The following is a 14,565-nucleotide window of genomic DNA, read 5'->3' as shown; positions in this document are numbered from 1 at the left end:
TATGCGGCTTTTTCTATTTGAGTCTGCTTACTGCGGGAACCACTGATCGCTGATTTTCTGGTAAGTACCGTCAGCTTTGATGGCAGCCAGTGCCGCGTTCAGTTTTTCCAGCAGGGCTTTGTTATCCGGACGTACCGCGATGCCAAGACCCGTGCCGAAGTATTGCGGATCGGTCACTTTCGGAGTAGCAACACCCAGTTGCGGGTTGGTTTTCAGCCACTCGTTGACCACAGCGGTATCACCGAACACACCATCGATACGGCCATTTTTCAGGTCGATAATCGCATTCTGGTAACTGTCATAGGCGACCGTTTTCACTTCCGGGTGTTTATCCTGCAGGTATTTCTGGTGAGTGGTGCCGTTTTCCATACCGATACGTTTTCCTTTCAGGTCATCGAAGGTTTTGAACGCATCTTTTTTGGCGATAACCACGGCGGAGTTGGCGTAGTACGGCTCGGTGAAGGAGACCTGTTTGCTACGTTCCGGGGTGATATCCATACCGGAGATAACCGCGTCATATTTCTTGAATTTCAGGGACGGGATCAGGCTGTCAAAGGCGTGGTTAGTGAAGGTACAGTCTGCTTTCATCTGTGCGCATAGCGCGTTTGCCAGGTCGATATCAAAACCGACAATCTTGTTATTCGCATCCATGGATTCAAACGGCGGGTAGGTAGCAGAGACACCGAAGTTAATCTTATCTGCCGCAGTTGCGCCAGCAGCGAAAGAGGCAAGTAGTGCGGCCAGAATCAGTTTTTTCATTTTTGGAACTCCTGTCTGTCAATCTTATTGTTTTGCGGTTGCCGTGTCTGAGGCATGGGACTCACAATGCCATCTAATGAATTTATATGCAATATTTTTGATTACTTATTTTATTTGTCTAATAAAAAAAGCGAATAACTAATGGGTTATTCGCTTTGTTGATTACTATTTATGCATTTATTGTGGTGTTTTCAGTTGCGACGCTCAAATGCCAGCGCTTTACGCTCAATCAGACGCATCATCAGGGTCAGCAGGCCGTTAACGATAAGATAGATCGCCCCGGCAGCACCAAATACCATCACGTCATAGGTGCGTCCGTACAGCAACTGGCCATGTCCCATCACTTCCATCAGGGTAATGGTATAGGCCAGCGAGGTACTTTTGAATACCAGCACCACTTCGTTCGAATAGGACGATAAGGCGCGTTTGAATGCATACGGCAACAGAATTGCCAGCGTGTCTTTTTTACTCATCCCCAGCGCGCTACAGGATTGCCACTGGCCTTGCGGAATGGCGCGGATCGCCCCGTAAAACAGCAGCGTGGTGTAAGCCGCACTGTTTAAGGAGAGCGCCAGCAAAGCACACAGCCAGGGTTCCGACAGCAGGTGCCAGACAACCGGGTATTCCTGTAGTACCGGGAACTGGCCCGGACCGTAGTAAATCAGGAAGATCTGCACCAGCAGCGGGGTACCGGTAAACAGGGTGATATACCCACGCACTACCCATGACAGAACGGGCGTTTTCAGCGTCAGCACAATGGTGAAGAGCAGCGAGAGAATCAGCGCGACAATCAGCGACGCCACGGTAAGCGTCAGGCTGGTGTGCAGGCCTTTCAGGAGCTCGGGTAAGTACTCAAGCATCAGTCTGGTCTCCGTTCAAAGCGTGTGGCACGCAGATCAATACGCTTAAGGATCCACTGACTGAGCAGGGTGACCACCAGATAAATCGCTGCCGCCACAATGTACCAGGTAAACGGCTCCTGAGTACGGGTGGCGATACTTTTGGTTTGCAACATCAGGTCATTAACGCTGATAAGCGAAACCAGTGCGGTATCTTTCAACAGTACCAGCCACTGGTTGCCAAGACCCGGCAACGCGTGACGCCACATTTGCGGCATGACCAGACGGAAGAAAATAGCGCTTTTTGACAGCCCCAGCGCCTGGCCCGATTCCCACTGGCCTTGCGGTACCGCTTTTAACGCGCCGCGTAGGGTCTGTGACGCGTAGGCAGAGTACAACAACGACAGGGCGATCACGCCGCAAAAGAACGGGCTGACATCAAAGTTCTCGATCTGCACCTGTATCGGGAGTTGAACGAATCCCAGATTGAGGGTGAAACCATCAGAAAGAAGTAACAATAGCTGTGACGAGCCGAAATAGATAAACAGCACGACCAGGATCTCTGGTAAGCCGCGCAAAATGGTGACCAGCGCTGAGCCAGCCCACGCAACGGGACGCCACCTGGCTGACTCCCATACCGCAAAGATCATCGCCAGAACCAGGCCGATGACCAGTGCGCAAACGGCAAGGCCGACGGTCATCCCGGCGGCGCTTGCTAATGGAAAAATTTCATTCATCAAGGATTACTTCTGGAACCATTTGTTGTAGATGGTTTCGTAGGTGCCATCTTTCTTCACTTTTTCCAGCGCAGTGTTGAATTTCTGCTGCAACTCGGTGTTGCCCTGACGAACCGCGATACCCAGGCCGGTGCCGAAGTACTCTTTATCTGTCACTTTGTCACCAACAGCGGCCAGCTTGTCGTTCGCTTTCAGCCATTCGGTGACAACCGCAGTGTCACCAAATACGGCATCGATACGGCCATTCTGCAGATCAAGTTTGGCATTCTGATAGCTGTCGTACGGAACGGTGGTGATTTCCGGGTGTTTATCGTTGATAAATTTCTGGTGCGTGGTGCCATTCTGCACGCCCACTTTCTTGCCTTTCAGAGCATCAATACTGGTGTATTTCCCGGTTTGTCCCACGAACAGCGCAGAGTTGTCATAATACGGGGTGGTAAACAGAACCTGTTTCTCACGCTCCGGGGTGATGTCCATACCGGCCATTACCGCGTCGAAACGACGGAATTTCAGGCTCGGGATCAGGCTGTCGAACGCCTGGTTGGTGAAGGTACAGGTGGCATCAATCTCTTTACACAGCGCGTTTGCCAGATCCACATCGAAACCGACGATTTTGTTATTGGCGTCGGTAGATTCAAACGGAGGGTAGCTTGCTTCGGTGGCAAAACGGATGGTCTGCGCTGCAGAAGCAGACAGACTGACGCTTGCAAGCAGCGCGGCGATCAATACTTTTTTCATTGTCATTTCCCCGAGAACTCAGTGAGATAAATAATATTTAAACGCGTCGGTCTGCGGCGTAGTAAAGCAGCTCGCATCCCCTTGTTCGATAATATGACCGTTTTCCATATAGACCACGCGGCTGGCGGTTTTGCGCGCCACTTCCACTTCATGGGTCACGATAACCTGCGTAATTCCTGTTTCTGCCAGTTCACGGATGATGCTGACAATTTGCGCGGTAATTTCCGGGTCCAGCGCGGCTGTCGGTTCATCAAACAACAGAACCTGCGGTTCCATCATCAGGGCGCGGGCAATCGCGACGCGCTGCTGCTGGCCGCCGGAAAGATGCAACGGATAACGATCGCTATAGGGCTTAAGACGCAGACGTTCCAGCAGTTTGTCCGCGCGGGCGAGCGCCTGATCTTTACTCAGACCCAGCACACGGCAGGGGGCCTCAATCAGGTTCTGTGCGACCGTTAAGTGTGGCCAAAGATTGTATTGCTGAAACACCATACCCACATTCTGACGCAAATCGCGAATCGCTTTGTCAGAAGGGGCTTTGGCGAAATCGAAATGATTACCTGCGATGCTTAACTGACCGGAGCGCGGCATCTCAAGCAGGTTCAAAACACGTAATAATGAGCTCTTGCCTGCGCCACTTGGACCAAGCAGCACAAGTGTTTCACCCTGTGGGCAGTCAAGCGTAATGTCAAAGAGCGCCTGGTGCGCGCCATAGAAGCAGTTAATGCCGTTTAATTTTATACTCATCGAGGCAATCTAATAGCAATTGAGGCCGCAAATAGTAACGTTCACAGAATAGTTATGCAATATTTGTGCGTTAAAACTTAAATATAAACCGCATTCACACATAAAGTTAGCACAAAATACCGGGGCGTGATGGAAGCAGGCATAAATGTCGGCATTCACGCTGGAATGCCAGACATTTAGCGGGGATTACTGCATATTTCCCGCTTTCATGGGCATCTTGTTATCGATGCTCAACAGACTGGCGCAACGTCCCGGCCGGGGCATGGGCTGCACCGCCGAGGTAGCGCACATCATCTACTGCCCAGCACTGACCTTCACGGATCATCAGCACTTCATCCTGCCAGCTCCGGGAACCCTGGGTCAGGGTGACCCGCAGTGGAATATTTCGCGCATCGGTGTTTGGGATTGTTGAGGCGCTGGCGACGCTTGCTTTCTCCGGCATCACGGTTCTGCTGGAGAAAGGATCGGATTTCAGTAACGTGGTGTTGCGATTATCTTTGCTGGCTGAGGCGAGCAATCCAGCCAGATCGTCGCTCAGGTACGGACGCAGTGCGGAAAAATCATTACTGCGGTGCTCAATGCGATAATCGTAAAATTTTTGGGCAACAGTATCGGGGCCGCCTTCGATGCAAGGGCCGGTGCGGGTTCCGATATCCTTAAACGCTGGTGTAACCGTGGTACAGGCGCTGAGCAGCAGCGCGCACGGTAAAACGAGAGTCAAAGCAGAGTAGCGCATATTGATTTCCTTATTTTCTCTTCGGATATAACCACCTTTCAAGAATAGTGTATTGCTTCGATAATGTGCTTTATAACGCACTGACTATCAAAAAGGAGACACTGATGCAATTTTCAACAACACCCACCCTTGAAGGCCAGACGATTGTCGAATACTGCGGCGTTGTTACCGGTGAGGCGATTCTGGGGGCTAATATTTTTCGTGATTTTTTTGCCGGTATCCGCGATATCGTCGGCGGACGTTCAGGCGCCTATGAGAAAGAGTTGCGTAAGGCACGTGAGATTGCCTTTCACGAGATGGGCGAACAGGCAAAAGCGCTGGGTGCAAACGCCATCGTCGGTATCGATATCGATTATGAAACGGTGGGCAAAGACAGCAGCATGCTGATGGTGAGCGTGAGCGGTACGGCGGTGAAAACACGCTGATGAGTCGTTTTTTATCCTTGCTTTTATTAGCGCTGCTCCTGGCAGGATGTGCGGGTGAGAAGGGAATCGTCGATAAAGAGGGCTACCAGCTCGATACCCGCCGTCAGGCGCAGGCGGCGTATCCGCGTATCAAAGTGCTGGTGGTGCACTACACGGCGGATGATTTTGATGTTTCGCTGGCGACGCTCACCGATAAGCAGGTGAGTTCGCACTATTTGATCCCGGCGCATCCGCCTGTACACCACGGTAAGCCGCGTATCTGGCAACTGGTGCCGGAAAGCGAACTGGCCTGGCATGCGGGGATCAGCTACTGGCGCAACGCGACACGCATCAATGACACCTCTATTGGTATTGAACTGGAAAATCGTGGCTGGCAAAACGTGGCCGGGGTAAAGCGATTTACTCCTTTTGAGCCTGAACAAATTGCCGCGCTGGTTCCGCTGATGAAAGACATTATCAGTCGTTACAACATTCAGCCACAGAATGTGGTGGCGCATTCGGATATCGCCCCGCAGCGCAAAGATGATCCGGGGCCACTTTTCCCGTGGCGCGAGCTGGCGGCACAGGGGATAGGCGCATGGCCGGATGCCGCGCGTGTGGCATTTTATCTGAATGGGCGTGCGCCGTACGAAGCGGTAGAGACGGCATCACTGCTCGATCTGCTGGCGCGCTACGGTTATGAGGTCAAACCGGAAATGAGCGCCGCCCAGCAGAAGCGGGTGATTATGGCGTTCCAGATGCATTTCCGTCCGGCATTGTGGAATGGCATTGCCGATGCGCAAACGCAGGCGATTGCCGAGGCGTTGCTGGAAAAATATGGCCAGGGGTGAGGATGTTTACGGGAAGGGCCGTTTAGCGCGGCAACTTCCCGTGATCCCTTAGCCAGTATGCCGTGCGGGCAATGCCCTCATCGACAGAGACAATGGGCTCATACCCCAGCTCCTCTTTTGCCCGGCGGATATCCAGCGTGAAATCAAAGTTCAGCTTGGATACGCCGTAATGGGTGAGGGTCGGTTCTTTGGCTGATTTGTCGCCGAAACGTTCCATACTGCGTGCGATCATATCCAGCATTGCATAAGGCACGGAGCGGATGCGGCAGTCCATTCCCAAATCATCAATCAACTTTTGCACGATACTGCGCAGGGTTCGCGGCTCGCCGTTGGTAATGTTGTACGCCCGCCCGGAGGGCAGCGCATCACAGGCGGGCTGGCTTGCCAGCCACATCGCATGCACCGCGTTTTCGTAGTAGGTCATATCGACCAGTGCCTGCCCACCGCGCGGCAATAATATACTGCGGTAGTGGTGCATCATCTGCGCCAGGCGGGGAATAAAGACTTTATCGTGCGGCCCGAACAGACTCTGCGGGCGTAACACCGTAAAACGCGTATTAGGGTTGGCCTGCGCGAGCAGTTGAATTACCTCTTCGCTGGCGGCTTTGCTGCGGGCGAACTCGTTTGCTAAACGCGCCGGACGGAAATCCTCACGAATGTCGTGATGATGATGATAATCGAAATAAAGCGACGGCGAGGAAATATGGATGAAGTTGCGTACGCCCCAGGCCACGGCCCATTCGCCAAGGCGACGGGTTGCCCGGACATTTGCCAGGTCGAACGCCGCCTGAGTACCCCAGGGTGAGGTGAAACTGGAGCAGTGCCACAGAGTATCCACGCCGGCGAGCATCACTTTGGCCTGTGAGGAGACCAGCTCGGTCAGATCGGCGTGAATAAACTCAGCGCCCATTTTTGTCAGCAACTCGCCCATGGCTTTATTGCGGCCCGTTGCGCGTACGCTAATGCCTTTTTGACGCAAATATTCGACGGCGTTTCGGCCTAAACCGCTGGTTGCGCCTGTGACCAGAACCTTCATAGCAATCCACTATAGTGACCCGCAATCATTGCGTGCGCATTCTTCCGTGAAATACGGCGGTATGCAATGGGAAACGTGAAAGAATAATGTCTGAATTTACTATTTTTCTGTGTTTTGTTCTGCCAGTCGCGCAATACGCCGCGCCATGCCCCGAAAAATAAACAGATGCGCGGGGATCATCAGCAACCAGTAGAGCAGCCCCGGCATTCCATGCGGATGCCACCATGCGCGCACATCCAGCAGGCGGTGATGACCTTTGTCGGTGAGGGTAAAACTCAGGCGGCCCAGCCCCGGCGCTTTCATCCCAAACAGCAGTGCCAGCTGCTCTTGCGGCTCGGCGATGATCACTTTCCAGCTATCAACCTGATCGCCTGGCTGCAAAAACGGACGTTGCGGACGGCCTTTCGCCAGACGATGGCCGAGCAGATGGTCGAGTGCTGCACGGGTTTGCCAGAGAAAATTGCCAAAAAAATAGCGCTCTTTACCGCCGATCTGATTAACCACCTCCCATAGCGCTTGCGGGCTTGCGCTGGTTTCAACGGTGAAGCCTGCCTGTTTGGGGAAGTAGCCATATTGTGGACGCCAGCGCGCAAATGCCTGCGGGGAGTACCCCCAGTCGCTGGAGTTCACCAGTTTCTCTTCTTCGCGAAGTGTACGACGAACAGCCTCGTCGAAAGTGAGCAGGGGCTGGGGGATGAGCTGGCGAAGGGGAGCATCGTCAGCCAGCAAGTCGTGCTTTAATCCCTGAATCAGGGAGCGAGCGATGGTCGGCGGCACTGACGTGATGACCTGCAAAAACCAGACTGAGATAAGCCGGGTGGGCAGAGGTATGGGGATCAGCGGACGGGTAACGCCGCTGACCGCCATAAAATGTTCAAACTGTTGCTGGTAGCTCAGCGTTTCTGGACCGGCGGCTTCGAAAACCCGATGTTCAGGCGCCGGATGGTGGCGTAACTCCAGAAGATAGTGGAGCAGATTCTCCAGCGCGACAGGCGTTGTACGTGAGCGTACCCACAGCGGCGGCGTCAACACCGGCAGGTTGTAAACCATATCGCGCATCACTTCAAACGCGGCCGAACCTGCGCCAACGATAATTCCGGCGCGCAATTCCGTAACAGGAACCCCCGCGTCACGCAGGATATCGCCGGTGAGCTGGCGGGCAATCAGATGGCTCGAATCACTGGTCTCTTTGGCCTGCAGTGAGCTGAGAAAAATCACCTGCCGGACCGGGCATTCTCTCAGCGCATCGCGCACGTTGAGGGCTATTTGTCGCTCCTGGGCGATAAAGTCACCGCTCTCGCCCATGCTATGCACCAGGAAATAGAGCGTATCGATACCCTGAAACAGCGCCGGGAGATTGTCCGGCCAGATAAGGTCAGTTTCATGACAGCTTACGCCTGGCAACTGCAGTTTTTGCAGGCGAGAGAGATGGCGTGCCACCGCGAGAATCTCATGACCCTGCTGACTTAACGCCTGGATCAGGTGCTGACCAATGTAGCCACTGGCTCCCAGCACCAGAATACGTTGCGGCACACCCGGCTCCTTAACGCTGCAAAAAAGCCTGCCAGTGAGAAACGACATCGGCAAGCTGATCGCGGCTGACGTCCAGATGGGTCACCAGACGGACAATTGGCGATGCGTTAATCAGCACATCACGCTCACGCATAAAGTCCCCAAGCGCCGCCGCGTTTTCTTCGCCTGCGCGGACGAACAGCATATTGGTGTCACAACGCATCACGTCGGCGCCGATCTCACGCAACTGTGCCGCCAGCCAGGCTGCGTTGTCGTGATCTTCTTTCAGTCGCTGAACATTATGCTCAAGCGCATAGAGACCTGCTGCGGCCAGTATCCCGGCCTGGCGCATGCCGCCGCCGGTCATTTTACGCCATCGAGTGGCGCGCCTGATGTAGTCCTTGCTTCCCACCAGCAAAGACCCGACGGGCGTACCAAGACCTTTGGAAAGACAAATGGTGAACGAGTCGCAGTATTGGGTAATGTCGCGCAGCGCGCAGCCATATTCCACCACGGCATTGAAAATGCGTGCGCCATCAACGTGCAGCGCGAGGTTACGCTGGCGGGTGAACTCCCACGCCTGGCGCAGGTAGTCGCGCGGCAGGACTTTTCCGTTGTGGGTGTTTTCCAGGCTTAACAGCCGGGTGCGGGCAAAATGGATATCGTCTGGTTTGATTTTCATTGCCACTTTATCGAGCGGCAGGCTGCCATCAGGCGCGGCGTCGATAGGTTGTGGCTGGATACTGCCCAGCACGGCAGCGCCACCGGCTTCGTACAGGTAATTATGGGCGGCCTGGCCGACAATATACTCTTCCCCACGCTCACAATGGCTGAGTAATGCCACCAGGTTTGCCTGGGTACCCGTAGGCAGAAATAACGCCGCTTCCTTGCCGCCCAGTTCTGCCGCGTAATGCTGCAGTTCATTGACGGTCGGGTCATCCCCGTAAACATCGTCTCCGACCGGTGCTGCCAGCATATGTTCCAGCATGGCGCGCCCCGGGCGGGTGACGGTATCACTGCGTAAATCGATCATGGCATTTCCTTATTACACTTTACCCTTCACACTGCCTCTGTGTTGGCTTCGCCCGCAAACCCCAGTCACATCGTATCTATGTTCCCGGGGGTATGCGGCTTACCGCCTTGACGCATCATGAATGATTTTGTGTAGAGGTAAAAAGGATGTTTTACCTGAGCCAGTTCGTTTTCGCCAGTTCCATCACCTCATCGCCTCGTCCGTTGATAATGGCGCGCAGCATATAAAGGCTAAAGCCTTTGGCCTGTTCCAGTTTGATTTGCGGCGGGATAGCCAGCTCTTCTTTCGCTACCACCACATCCACCAGCACCGGGCCATCAATAGAGAATGCGCGCTGGAGGGCTTCATCCACATCGGCGGATTTTTCCACCCGGATACCGGTTATTCCGCAGGCTTCGGCAATGCGGGCGAAATTGGTATCGTGCAGTTCGGTACCATCAGTGAGATAGCCACCCGCCTTCATCTCCATTGCCACAAAGCCGAGTACGCTATTGTTAAAAACGATGATTTTGACAGGCAGCTTCATTTGCACCACGGAGAGAAAGTCACCCATCAGCATGCTGAAACCGCCGTCGCCGCACATCGCCACGACCTGGCGTTGTGGATGCGTCGCTTTTGCCCCCAGCGCCTGCGGCATCGCATTGGCCATCGAACCGTGGTTGAACGACCCCAGCAGACGGCGCTTACCGTTCATTTTCAGATAACGTGCCGCCCAGACGGTAGGTGTGCCTACATCGCAGGTAAAGATGGCGTCGTCGCTGGCGAAATGGCTGATCTGTTGCGCCAGATATTGTGGGTGAATGGCTTTCTCACTGGGTTTTGCCAGATCGTCCAGGCCCTTACGTGCATCTCGATAGTGCTCCAGCGCTTTGTCCAGAAAGCGGCGATCGGTTTTTTCTTCCAGCAGCGGAAGCAGGGCGGTGAGGGTGGCATTGATATCGCCTACCAGCGCCATGTCTACTTTGCTGTGTGCGCCTATGCTGCCCGGATTGATATCAATCTGAATGATTTTGGCATCCGTGGGATAAAACGCGCGATAGGGGAACTGGGTGCCGAGCAGGATTAATGTATCGGCGTTCATCATGGTATGAAAACCCGATGAGAAGCCAATTAACCCGGTCATGCCGACATCGTACGGGTTGTCGTACTCCACATGTTCTTTACCGCGCATGGCATGCACAACAGGAGCTTTCAACTTACCGGCAAATTCAATCAATGCGCTGTGCGCTCCTGCGCAACCACTGCCACACATCAGGGCGATATTGCTGGAGTAGCGCAGCAATTGCGCGAGTTTTTTTAACTCCTCCTCAGCGGGGACCACGACTGGCTGTGGGGCCGGATACCAGTGACTGCTGGCGGTTTCTGGTGCCGGTTTCAACGCTACATCGCCGGGTAAGACGACGACGGAAACGCCACGGTTAAGCACCGCTTTGCGCATGGCGATGGCCAGCACCTGCGGGATCTGTTCGGGGGTCGAAACCAGCTCACAATAGTGGCTGCATTCGCGGAACAACTCCTGCGGATGGGTCTCCTGAAAATAGCCGCTGCCGATTTCGCTTGAGGGAATATGAGCGGCAATAGCCAGCACAGGCACGTGGTTGCGATGGCAATCGAACAGTCCGTTAATCAGATGCAGGTTGCCAGGTCCGCAGGAGCCGGCACAGACAGCCAGCTCACCGGTGAGTTGCGCTTCCGCGCCTGCTGCAAACGCCGCAACTTCTTCATGGCGCGTGGACATCCAGTCTATGGTGCCCATGCGGTTAAGGCTGTCGCTTAATCCGTTTAACGAATCTCCGGTCACACCCCAGATGCGTTTCACCCCTGCCTGTTCAAGTGTTCTGGCGATATAAGCGGCTACAGTTTGTTTCATCGTTACGCCTCCATCTTATTGTTCCGTCTACCAAGCGTAGTCGATGAAATGTCATTATTTGTGCGTAAATTGCCCCTAATTAGTTAGGGCTTTATTTATTTAGGGATTAGGAATAATCTGCTTACAGTTGGATAAAAATAGGAATCATTTCAAATGATTAAATCGCTGTTAAGTTCTGTTAATAAGATGTTGGCGCATGAGGACTTTGGTCGTTTATTGCTGCGTTTGACCGTCGGTGGATTGATGTTGTTCCACGGACTGCACAAGCTCATCGGCGGTATTGATGGCATCGCTGGTATGCTGGTGGCGAAAGGATTGCCTGGCTTTATCGCCTACGGTGTGTTGATTGGCGAAGTGGTTTGCCCGGCCCTGATTATTCTCGGCATTCTGGTACGTCCGGCAGCGTTGGTTCTGGCATTCACTATGGTAGTTGCCTGGTTGATGGTAGGCATTAACAACACGGCAATGCTGGATAAGACGGGCGCATGGGCGATTGAAAGCCTGGTCTATTTCTTTGTTGCGGCACTGGCACTGGCCTTCCTGGGCGCGGGACGTTACTCCGTTGCGCCGTCAGACTGGCGTTAAGGTATAAAAAAGCCCCTCCTGAAAAGGAAGGGCTTTTGCTTATCAGGGACCGGCATTTATGCCAGTACGAGGTCGCTTTCCGGGTGGCAGGAACACGCCAGAACATAACCCTCAGCAATTTCTTGCGGCGTTAATGTCATGGTGCTGGTGACGCTGTACTTACCGGATATCACCTTCGTTTTACACGAACCGCACACGCCCGCACGACAGGCTGCATTAACCGGCACCTTATTACTTTCAAAGGCTTCCAGCAACGTGGCGCCAACCGGACTATAAAATGCTTTCGCCGGTTGCAATTTCGTAAATTTCAGACCGCTGGTTGCCGCTTCTGCCGCCGGGGTAAAGAACTTCTCATTAAAGAATTGCGTCACGCCCAGTGCCTTAACGTCCTTCTCAACCTGGTCCATGTACGGCGCTGGTCCACAGGTCATGACGGTACGCGCGGCAAGGTCCGGGACGCTGCGCAGGATCTCTTGTGTAAGACGACCGGAAAGAAAACCTGTCGTGGCGTTGTTTTCCGCCACCAGGGTCACCGGGTAATTTTTCCACTCATCGGCAAAAATCACATCCTGGGGTGAGCGCACGCTAAAGATAACCTGCACATCAGCCTGCGGACGGTATTTTGCCAGCCAGCGGCGCATCGACATGATCGGTGTTACCCCACAGCCCGCCGCCAGCAAAAGCAATTTATCACTGGCCTTGTTGTCGCAGGTAAATTCCCCTTGCGCATCAGACAGCCAGAGATAATCACCGCGTTTGACGTCTCGCGTCAGCCACTCCGAGCCCAGACCGCCGTCGAGACGACGGATTGTCAATGTGATGTACTCACTCACTCCTGGTGTGGAGGAGATTGTATAAGCACGCATCTGCTCAGCGCTGTTGCGAATACTCACCAGCGCATATTGGCCTGCACGGTACGGGTAATAATCATGGCATAACAGCGATAGCGTCCAGACATCCGGTGTTTCCTGTTGGATGTGATGAACCTGCATACGCCACGGACACTGCGGGGTTGGCATCGTCATTCTCTGCTCCTTATGCGCTCAGTAACTGCTGCATATCCTGCTCTACGGTCGTGATTGAACGCAGACCGAATTTCTCATTCAGTACCGCCAGCAGATCTGGCGTCAGGAAGCCTGGTGCCGTTGGGCCGGTCACGATATTGGTGACGCCCAGGGAGAGCAGGGTCAGGAGAATGACAATCGCTTTCTGTTCAAACCAGGAAAGCACCAGCGACAGCGGCAGATCGTTCACGCCACAGCCCAGTTTTTCTGCCAGCGTGACGGCAAGAATAATGGCCGAATAGGCGTCGTTGCACTGACCGGCATCCACCAGACGCGGCAGACCTTCGATATTGCCGAAGTCCAGCTTATTAAAGCGGTATTTACCGCACGCCAGTGTCAGGATCAGACAGTCATCCGGTACGCTGGTGGCGAAGTCGGTGAAATAGTTACGTTCACCGCGTGCGCCATCACAGCCGCCAAGCAGGAAGACGTGACGCAGTTTTTCGCGGCTTACCAGATCAATCAAGGTATCCACGGCGCCCAGCAGCGTCTGACGGCCAAAACCAACGGTGATCAGATGTTCGATTTCGCTGTACGGGAAACCCGCCAGTTGCTTTGCCTGATCGATAACGGGTGTGAAGTCATCGCCTTCCAGATGATTCACGCCCGGCCAGCCGACGATGCTGCGAGTCCAGATGCGGTCATCATAGGAACCGACGGTCGGGTCAATGATACAGTTAGAGGTCATTACGATTGGGCCAGGGAAACGGGCAAATTCAACCTGCTGGTTCTGCCAGCCGCTGCCGTAGTTACCTACCAGGTGTTTATATTTGCGCAGTTCCGGGTAGCCGTGGGCTGGCAACATTTCGCCATGGGTATAGACGTTAACACCCGAGCCTTCGGTCTGTTGCAGCAGGTTATGCAGGTCTTTCAGATCATGCCCGGAAATCAGGATGCATTTACCGGCAACGGCTTTCACGTTGACCTGAGTCGGCGTAGGGTGACCGTAGGCGGTGGTTTCCCCCGCATCCAGGATGCTCATCACTTTAAAGTTCATCTGACCGATTTCCATCGAGCAGTTGAGCAGGGCGTTCATGTCAGCAGGCCAGGTACCCAGCCACGCCATAATTTTATGGTACTGCGCGTAAATTTCGTTGTCGTACTGGCCGAGTACGTGGGCGTGCTCCATATATGCTGCGGCCCCTTTCAGACCGTACAGGCACAGCAGGCGCAGGCCGAGAATATTTTCGCCGATAACCGCTTTGTCAATATTGGGTGTGAACGCTGCCGCCTGACGCTGCAGGTCGCCCAGGTCGTCACTTACCAGTTGCAGGTCTGCCATCGGATTATCGACAGTGGCTGCCGGGTCTTTGTTCAGGCACTGCGCTTTTAACGCTTCGCGGTAAGCAATTGCTTCACGCGCGTAGCCGACGATACGGACGGAATCGAAGTTGACATTAGTCAGCGTGGAGAAGAAGGCTCGTGGAGCAAAGTTATCGATCTCGTGAACGATAATGCCGTATTCACGCGCTTTGCTGGCCCAGGCAGACAGCCCTTGCAGCGCGGCGATCAGAAGATCCTGCAGGTCCGATGTTTCGGCCGTTTTGCCGCACATACCCTGCGCATACGCGCAGCCGTCACCAGCCGGGGTACGGATGGTCTGTTCACATTGCACACAAAACATAGTCACACCTTATAGATTAAAGTTATATTT

General features: G+C 54.0%; 15 protein-coding genes. 3 read left to right on the top strand and 12 right to left on the bottom strand.

Annotated elements, in window-relative coordinates:
* Positions 1-27 precede the first annotated feature (27 nt).
* From artJ to AAIG39_RS11790, 6 genes are all read right to left on the bottom strand, one after another.
* The gene (artJ, locus tag AAIG39_RS11815; protein ID WP_090087086.1) at positions 28-759 is read right to left on the bottom strand and encodes an arginine ABC transporter substrate-binding protein ArtJ; all 732 of its coding nucleotides are present in this window, start codon (positions 757-759) and stop codon (positions 28-30) included.
* Between the two features lie 191 nt (positions 760-950).
* On the bottom strand, positions 951-1,619 hold the full coding sequence (gene artM, locus AAIG39_RS11810; protein ID WP_090087088.1) for an arginine ABC transporter permease ArtM: 669 nt from the start codon (positions 1,617-1,619) through the stop codon (positions 951-953).
* Positions 1,619-2,335, bottom strand: a complete 717-nt coding sequence (gene artQ, locus AAIG39_RS11805) for an arginine ABC transporter permease ArtQ (RefSeq protein WP_090087090.1) — start codon at positions 2,333-2,335, stop codon at positions 1,619-1,621. Before artQ ends, artM begins: the two co-directional genes overlap by 1 nt.
* Positions 2,336-2,341: 6 nt before the next feature.
* Entirely contained in the window at positions 2,342-3,073 is a 732-nt protein-coding gene (gene artI / locus AAIG39_RS11800; protein ID WP_047371087.1) for an arginine ABC transporter substrate-binding protein ArtI, read from the bottom strand.
* 18 nt (positions 3,074-3,091) lie between these two features.
* Entirely contained in the window at positions 3,092-3,820 is a 729-nt protein-coding gene (gene artP, locus AAIG39_RS11795) for an arginine ABC transporter ATP-binding protein ArtP (RefSeq protein ID WP_090087094.1), read from the bottom strand.
* 220 nt (positions 3,821-4,040) lie between these two features.
* Positions 4,041-4,556, bottom strand: coding sequence for a lipoprotein (locus tag AAIG39_RS11790; protein ID WP_090087096.1), 516 nt, complete (start codon positions 4,554-4,556; stop codon positions 4,041-4,043).
* A gap of 104 nt (positions 4,557-4,660) precedes the next feature.
* Between AAIG39_RS11790 and AAIG39_RS11785 the strand changes: the two genes are divergently transcribed.
* Together AAIG39_RS11785 and AAIG39_RS11780 are read left to right on the top strand one after the other, a co-directional pair.
* A complete protein-coding gene (locus tag AAIG39_RS11785) occupies positions 4,661-4,981 on the top strand; it encodes a heavy metal-binding domain-containing protein (protein WP_249568599.1) in 321 nt (106 codons plus the stop codon).
* The gene (locus AAIG39_RS11780) at positions 4,981-5,811 is read left to right on the top strand and encodes an N-acetylmuramoyl-L-alanine amidase (RefSeq protein ID WP_343193923.1); all 831 of its coding nucleotides are present in this window, start codon (positions 4,981-4,983) and stop codon (positions 5,809-5,811) included. The genes AAIG39_RS11785 and AAIG39_RS11780 overlap by 1 nt, the downstream gene beginning before the upstream one ends.
* Before the next feature lie 22 nt (positions 5,812-5,833).
* Here AAIG39_RS11780 and AAIG39_RS11775 read toward each other — a convergent pair whose 3' ends face one another.
* From AAIG39_RS11775 to poxB, 4 genes are all read right to left on the bottom strand, one after another.
* Positions 5,834-6,847 (bottom strand): NAD-dependent epimerase/dehydratase family protein, encoded by a 1,014-nt coding sequence (locus tag AAIG39_RS11775; RefSeq protein WP_249568597.1) that lies wholly within the window; start codon positions 6,845-6,847, stop codon positions 5,834-5,836.
* A gap of 99 nt (positions 6,848-6,946) precedes the next feature.
* Positions 6,947-8,380, bottom strand: a complete 1,434-nt coding sequence (locus tag AAIG39_RS11770) for a DUF2867 domain-containing protein (RefSeq protein WP_343193922.1) — start codon at positions 8,378-8,380, stop codon at positions 6,947-6,949.
* A 10-nt stretch (positions 8,381-8,390) separates the two neighbouring features.
* The gene (gene ltaE, locus AAIG39_RS11765; RefSeq protein WP_343193921.1) at positions 8,391-9,392 is read right to left on the bottom strand and encodes a low-specificity L-threonine aldolase; all 1,002 of its coding nucleotides are present in this window, start codon (positions 9,390-9,392) and stop codon (positions 8,391-8,393) included.
* A 151-nt stretch (positions 9,393-9,543) separates the two neighbouring features.
* Complete coding sequence (poxB, locus tag AAIG39_RS11760; protein ID WP_249568594.1) at positions 9,544-11,262, bottom strand: ubiquinone-dependent pyruvate dehydrogenase; 1,719 nt, start codon at positions 11,260-11,262, stop codon at positions 9,544-9,546.
* Positions 11,263-11,415: 153 nt separating this feature from the next.
* Between poxB and AAIG39_RS11755 the strand changes: the two genes are divergently transcribed.
* Positions 11,416-11,847, top strand: a complete 432-nt coding sequence (locus tag AAIG39_RS11755; RefSeq protein ID WP_249568593.1) for a DoxX family protein — start codon at positions 11,416-11,418, stop codon at positions 11,845-11,847.
* Between the two features lie 56 nt (positions 11,848-11,903).
* On the opposite strand, the gene hcr is transcribed toward AAIG39_RS11755, so the two are convergent.
* Both hcr and hcp read right to left on the bottom strand, forming a co-directional pair.
* A complete protein-coding gene (hcr, locus tag AAIG39_RS11750; protein WP_343193920.1) occupies positions 11,904-12,872 on the bottom strand; it encodes an NADH oxidoreductase in 969 nt (322 codons plus the stop codon).
* Positions 12,873-12,882: 10 nt separating this feature from the next.
* Positions 12,883-14,535, bottom strand: a complete 1,653-nt coding sequence (gene hcp / locus AAIG39_RS11745; protein ID WP_343193919.1) for a hydroxylamine reductase — start codon at positions 14,533-14,535, stop codon at positions 12,883-12,885.
* Positions 14,536-14,565: the final 30 nt, after the last annotated feature.

Origin of the sequence: Phytobacter palmae, from assembly GCF_039409775.1 — a bacterium.
In the GTDB taxonomy this organism is placed as follows: Bacteria; Pseudomonadota; Gammaproteobacteria; order Enterobacterales; family Enterobacteriaceae; genus Phytobacter; species Phytobacter palmae.
The sequence above is the reverse complement of the archived record's forward strand: the minus strand, read 5'-3'. Positions and strand labels throughout refer to the sequence as shown.

What these genes read in the sequence shown, in the direction of transcription:
- hcr (WP_343193920.1), bottom strand. Translation starts at nt 12,872, where the DNA reads ATGACGATGCCAACCCCGCAGTGTCCGTGGCGTATGCAGGTTCATCAC.
- artQ (WP_090087090.1), bottom strand. Translation starts at nt 2,335, where the DNA reads ATGAATGAAATTTTTCCATTAGCAAGCGCCGCCGGGATGACCGTCGGC.
- artJ (WP_090087086.1), bottom strand. Translation starts at nt 759, where the DNA reads ATGAAAAAACTGATTCTGGCCGCACTACTTGCCTCTTTCGCTGCTGGC.
- poxB (WP_249568594.1), bottom strand. Translation starts at nt 11,262, where the DNA reads ATGAAACAAACTGTAGCCGCTTATATCGCCAGAACACTTGAACAGGCA.
- artI (WP_047371087.1), bottom strand. Translation starts at nt 3,073, where the DNA reads ATGAAAAAAGTATTGATCGCCGCGCTGCTTGCAAGCGTCAGTCTGTCT.
- AAIG39_RS11780 (WP_343193923.1), top strand. Translation starts at nt 4,981, where the DNA reads ATGAGTCGTTTTTTATCCTTGCTTTTATTAGCGCTGCTCCTGGCAGGA.
- AAIG39_RS11785 (WP_249568599.1), top strand. Translation starts at nt 4,661, where the DNA reads ATGCAATTTTCAACAACACCCACCCTTGAAGGCCAGACGATTGTCGAA.
- ltaE (WP_343193921.1), bottom strand. Translation starts at nt 9,392, where the DNA reads ATGATCGATTTACGCAGTGATACCGTCACCCGCCCGGGGCGCGCCATG.
- hcp (WP_343193919.1), bottom strand. Translation starts at nt 14,535, where the DNA reads ATGTTTTGTGTGCAATGTGAACAGACCATCCGTACCCCGGCTGGTGAC.
- artM (WP_090087088.1), bottom strand. Translation starts at nt 1,619, where the DNA reads ATGCTTGAGTACTTACCCGAGCTCCTGAAAGGCCTGCACACCAGCCTG.
- AAIG39_RS11790 (WP_090087096.1), bottom strand. Translation starts at nt 4,556, where the DNA reads ATGCGCTACTCTGCTTTGACTCTCGTTTTACCGTGCGCGCTGCTGCTC.
- artP (WP_090087094.1), bottom strand. Translation starts at nt 3,820, where the DNA reads ATGAGTATAAAATTAAACGGCATTAACTGCTTCTATGGCGCGCACCAG.
- AAIG39_RS11755 (WP_249568593.1), top strand. Translation starts at nt 11,416, where the DNA reads ATGATTAAATCGCTGTTAAGTTCTGTTAATAAGATGTTGGCGCATGAG.
- AAIG39_RS11775 (WP_249568597.1), bottom strand. Translation starts at nt 6,847, where the DNA reads ATGAAGGTTCTGGTCACAGGCGCAACCAGCGGTTTAGGCCGAAACGCC.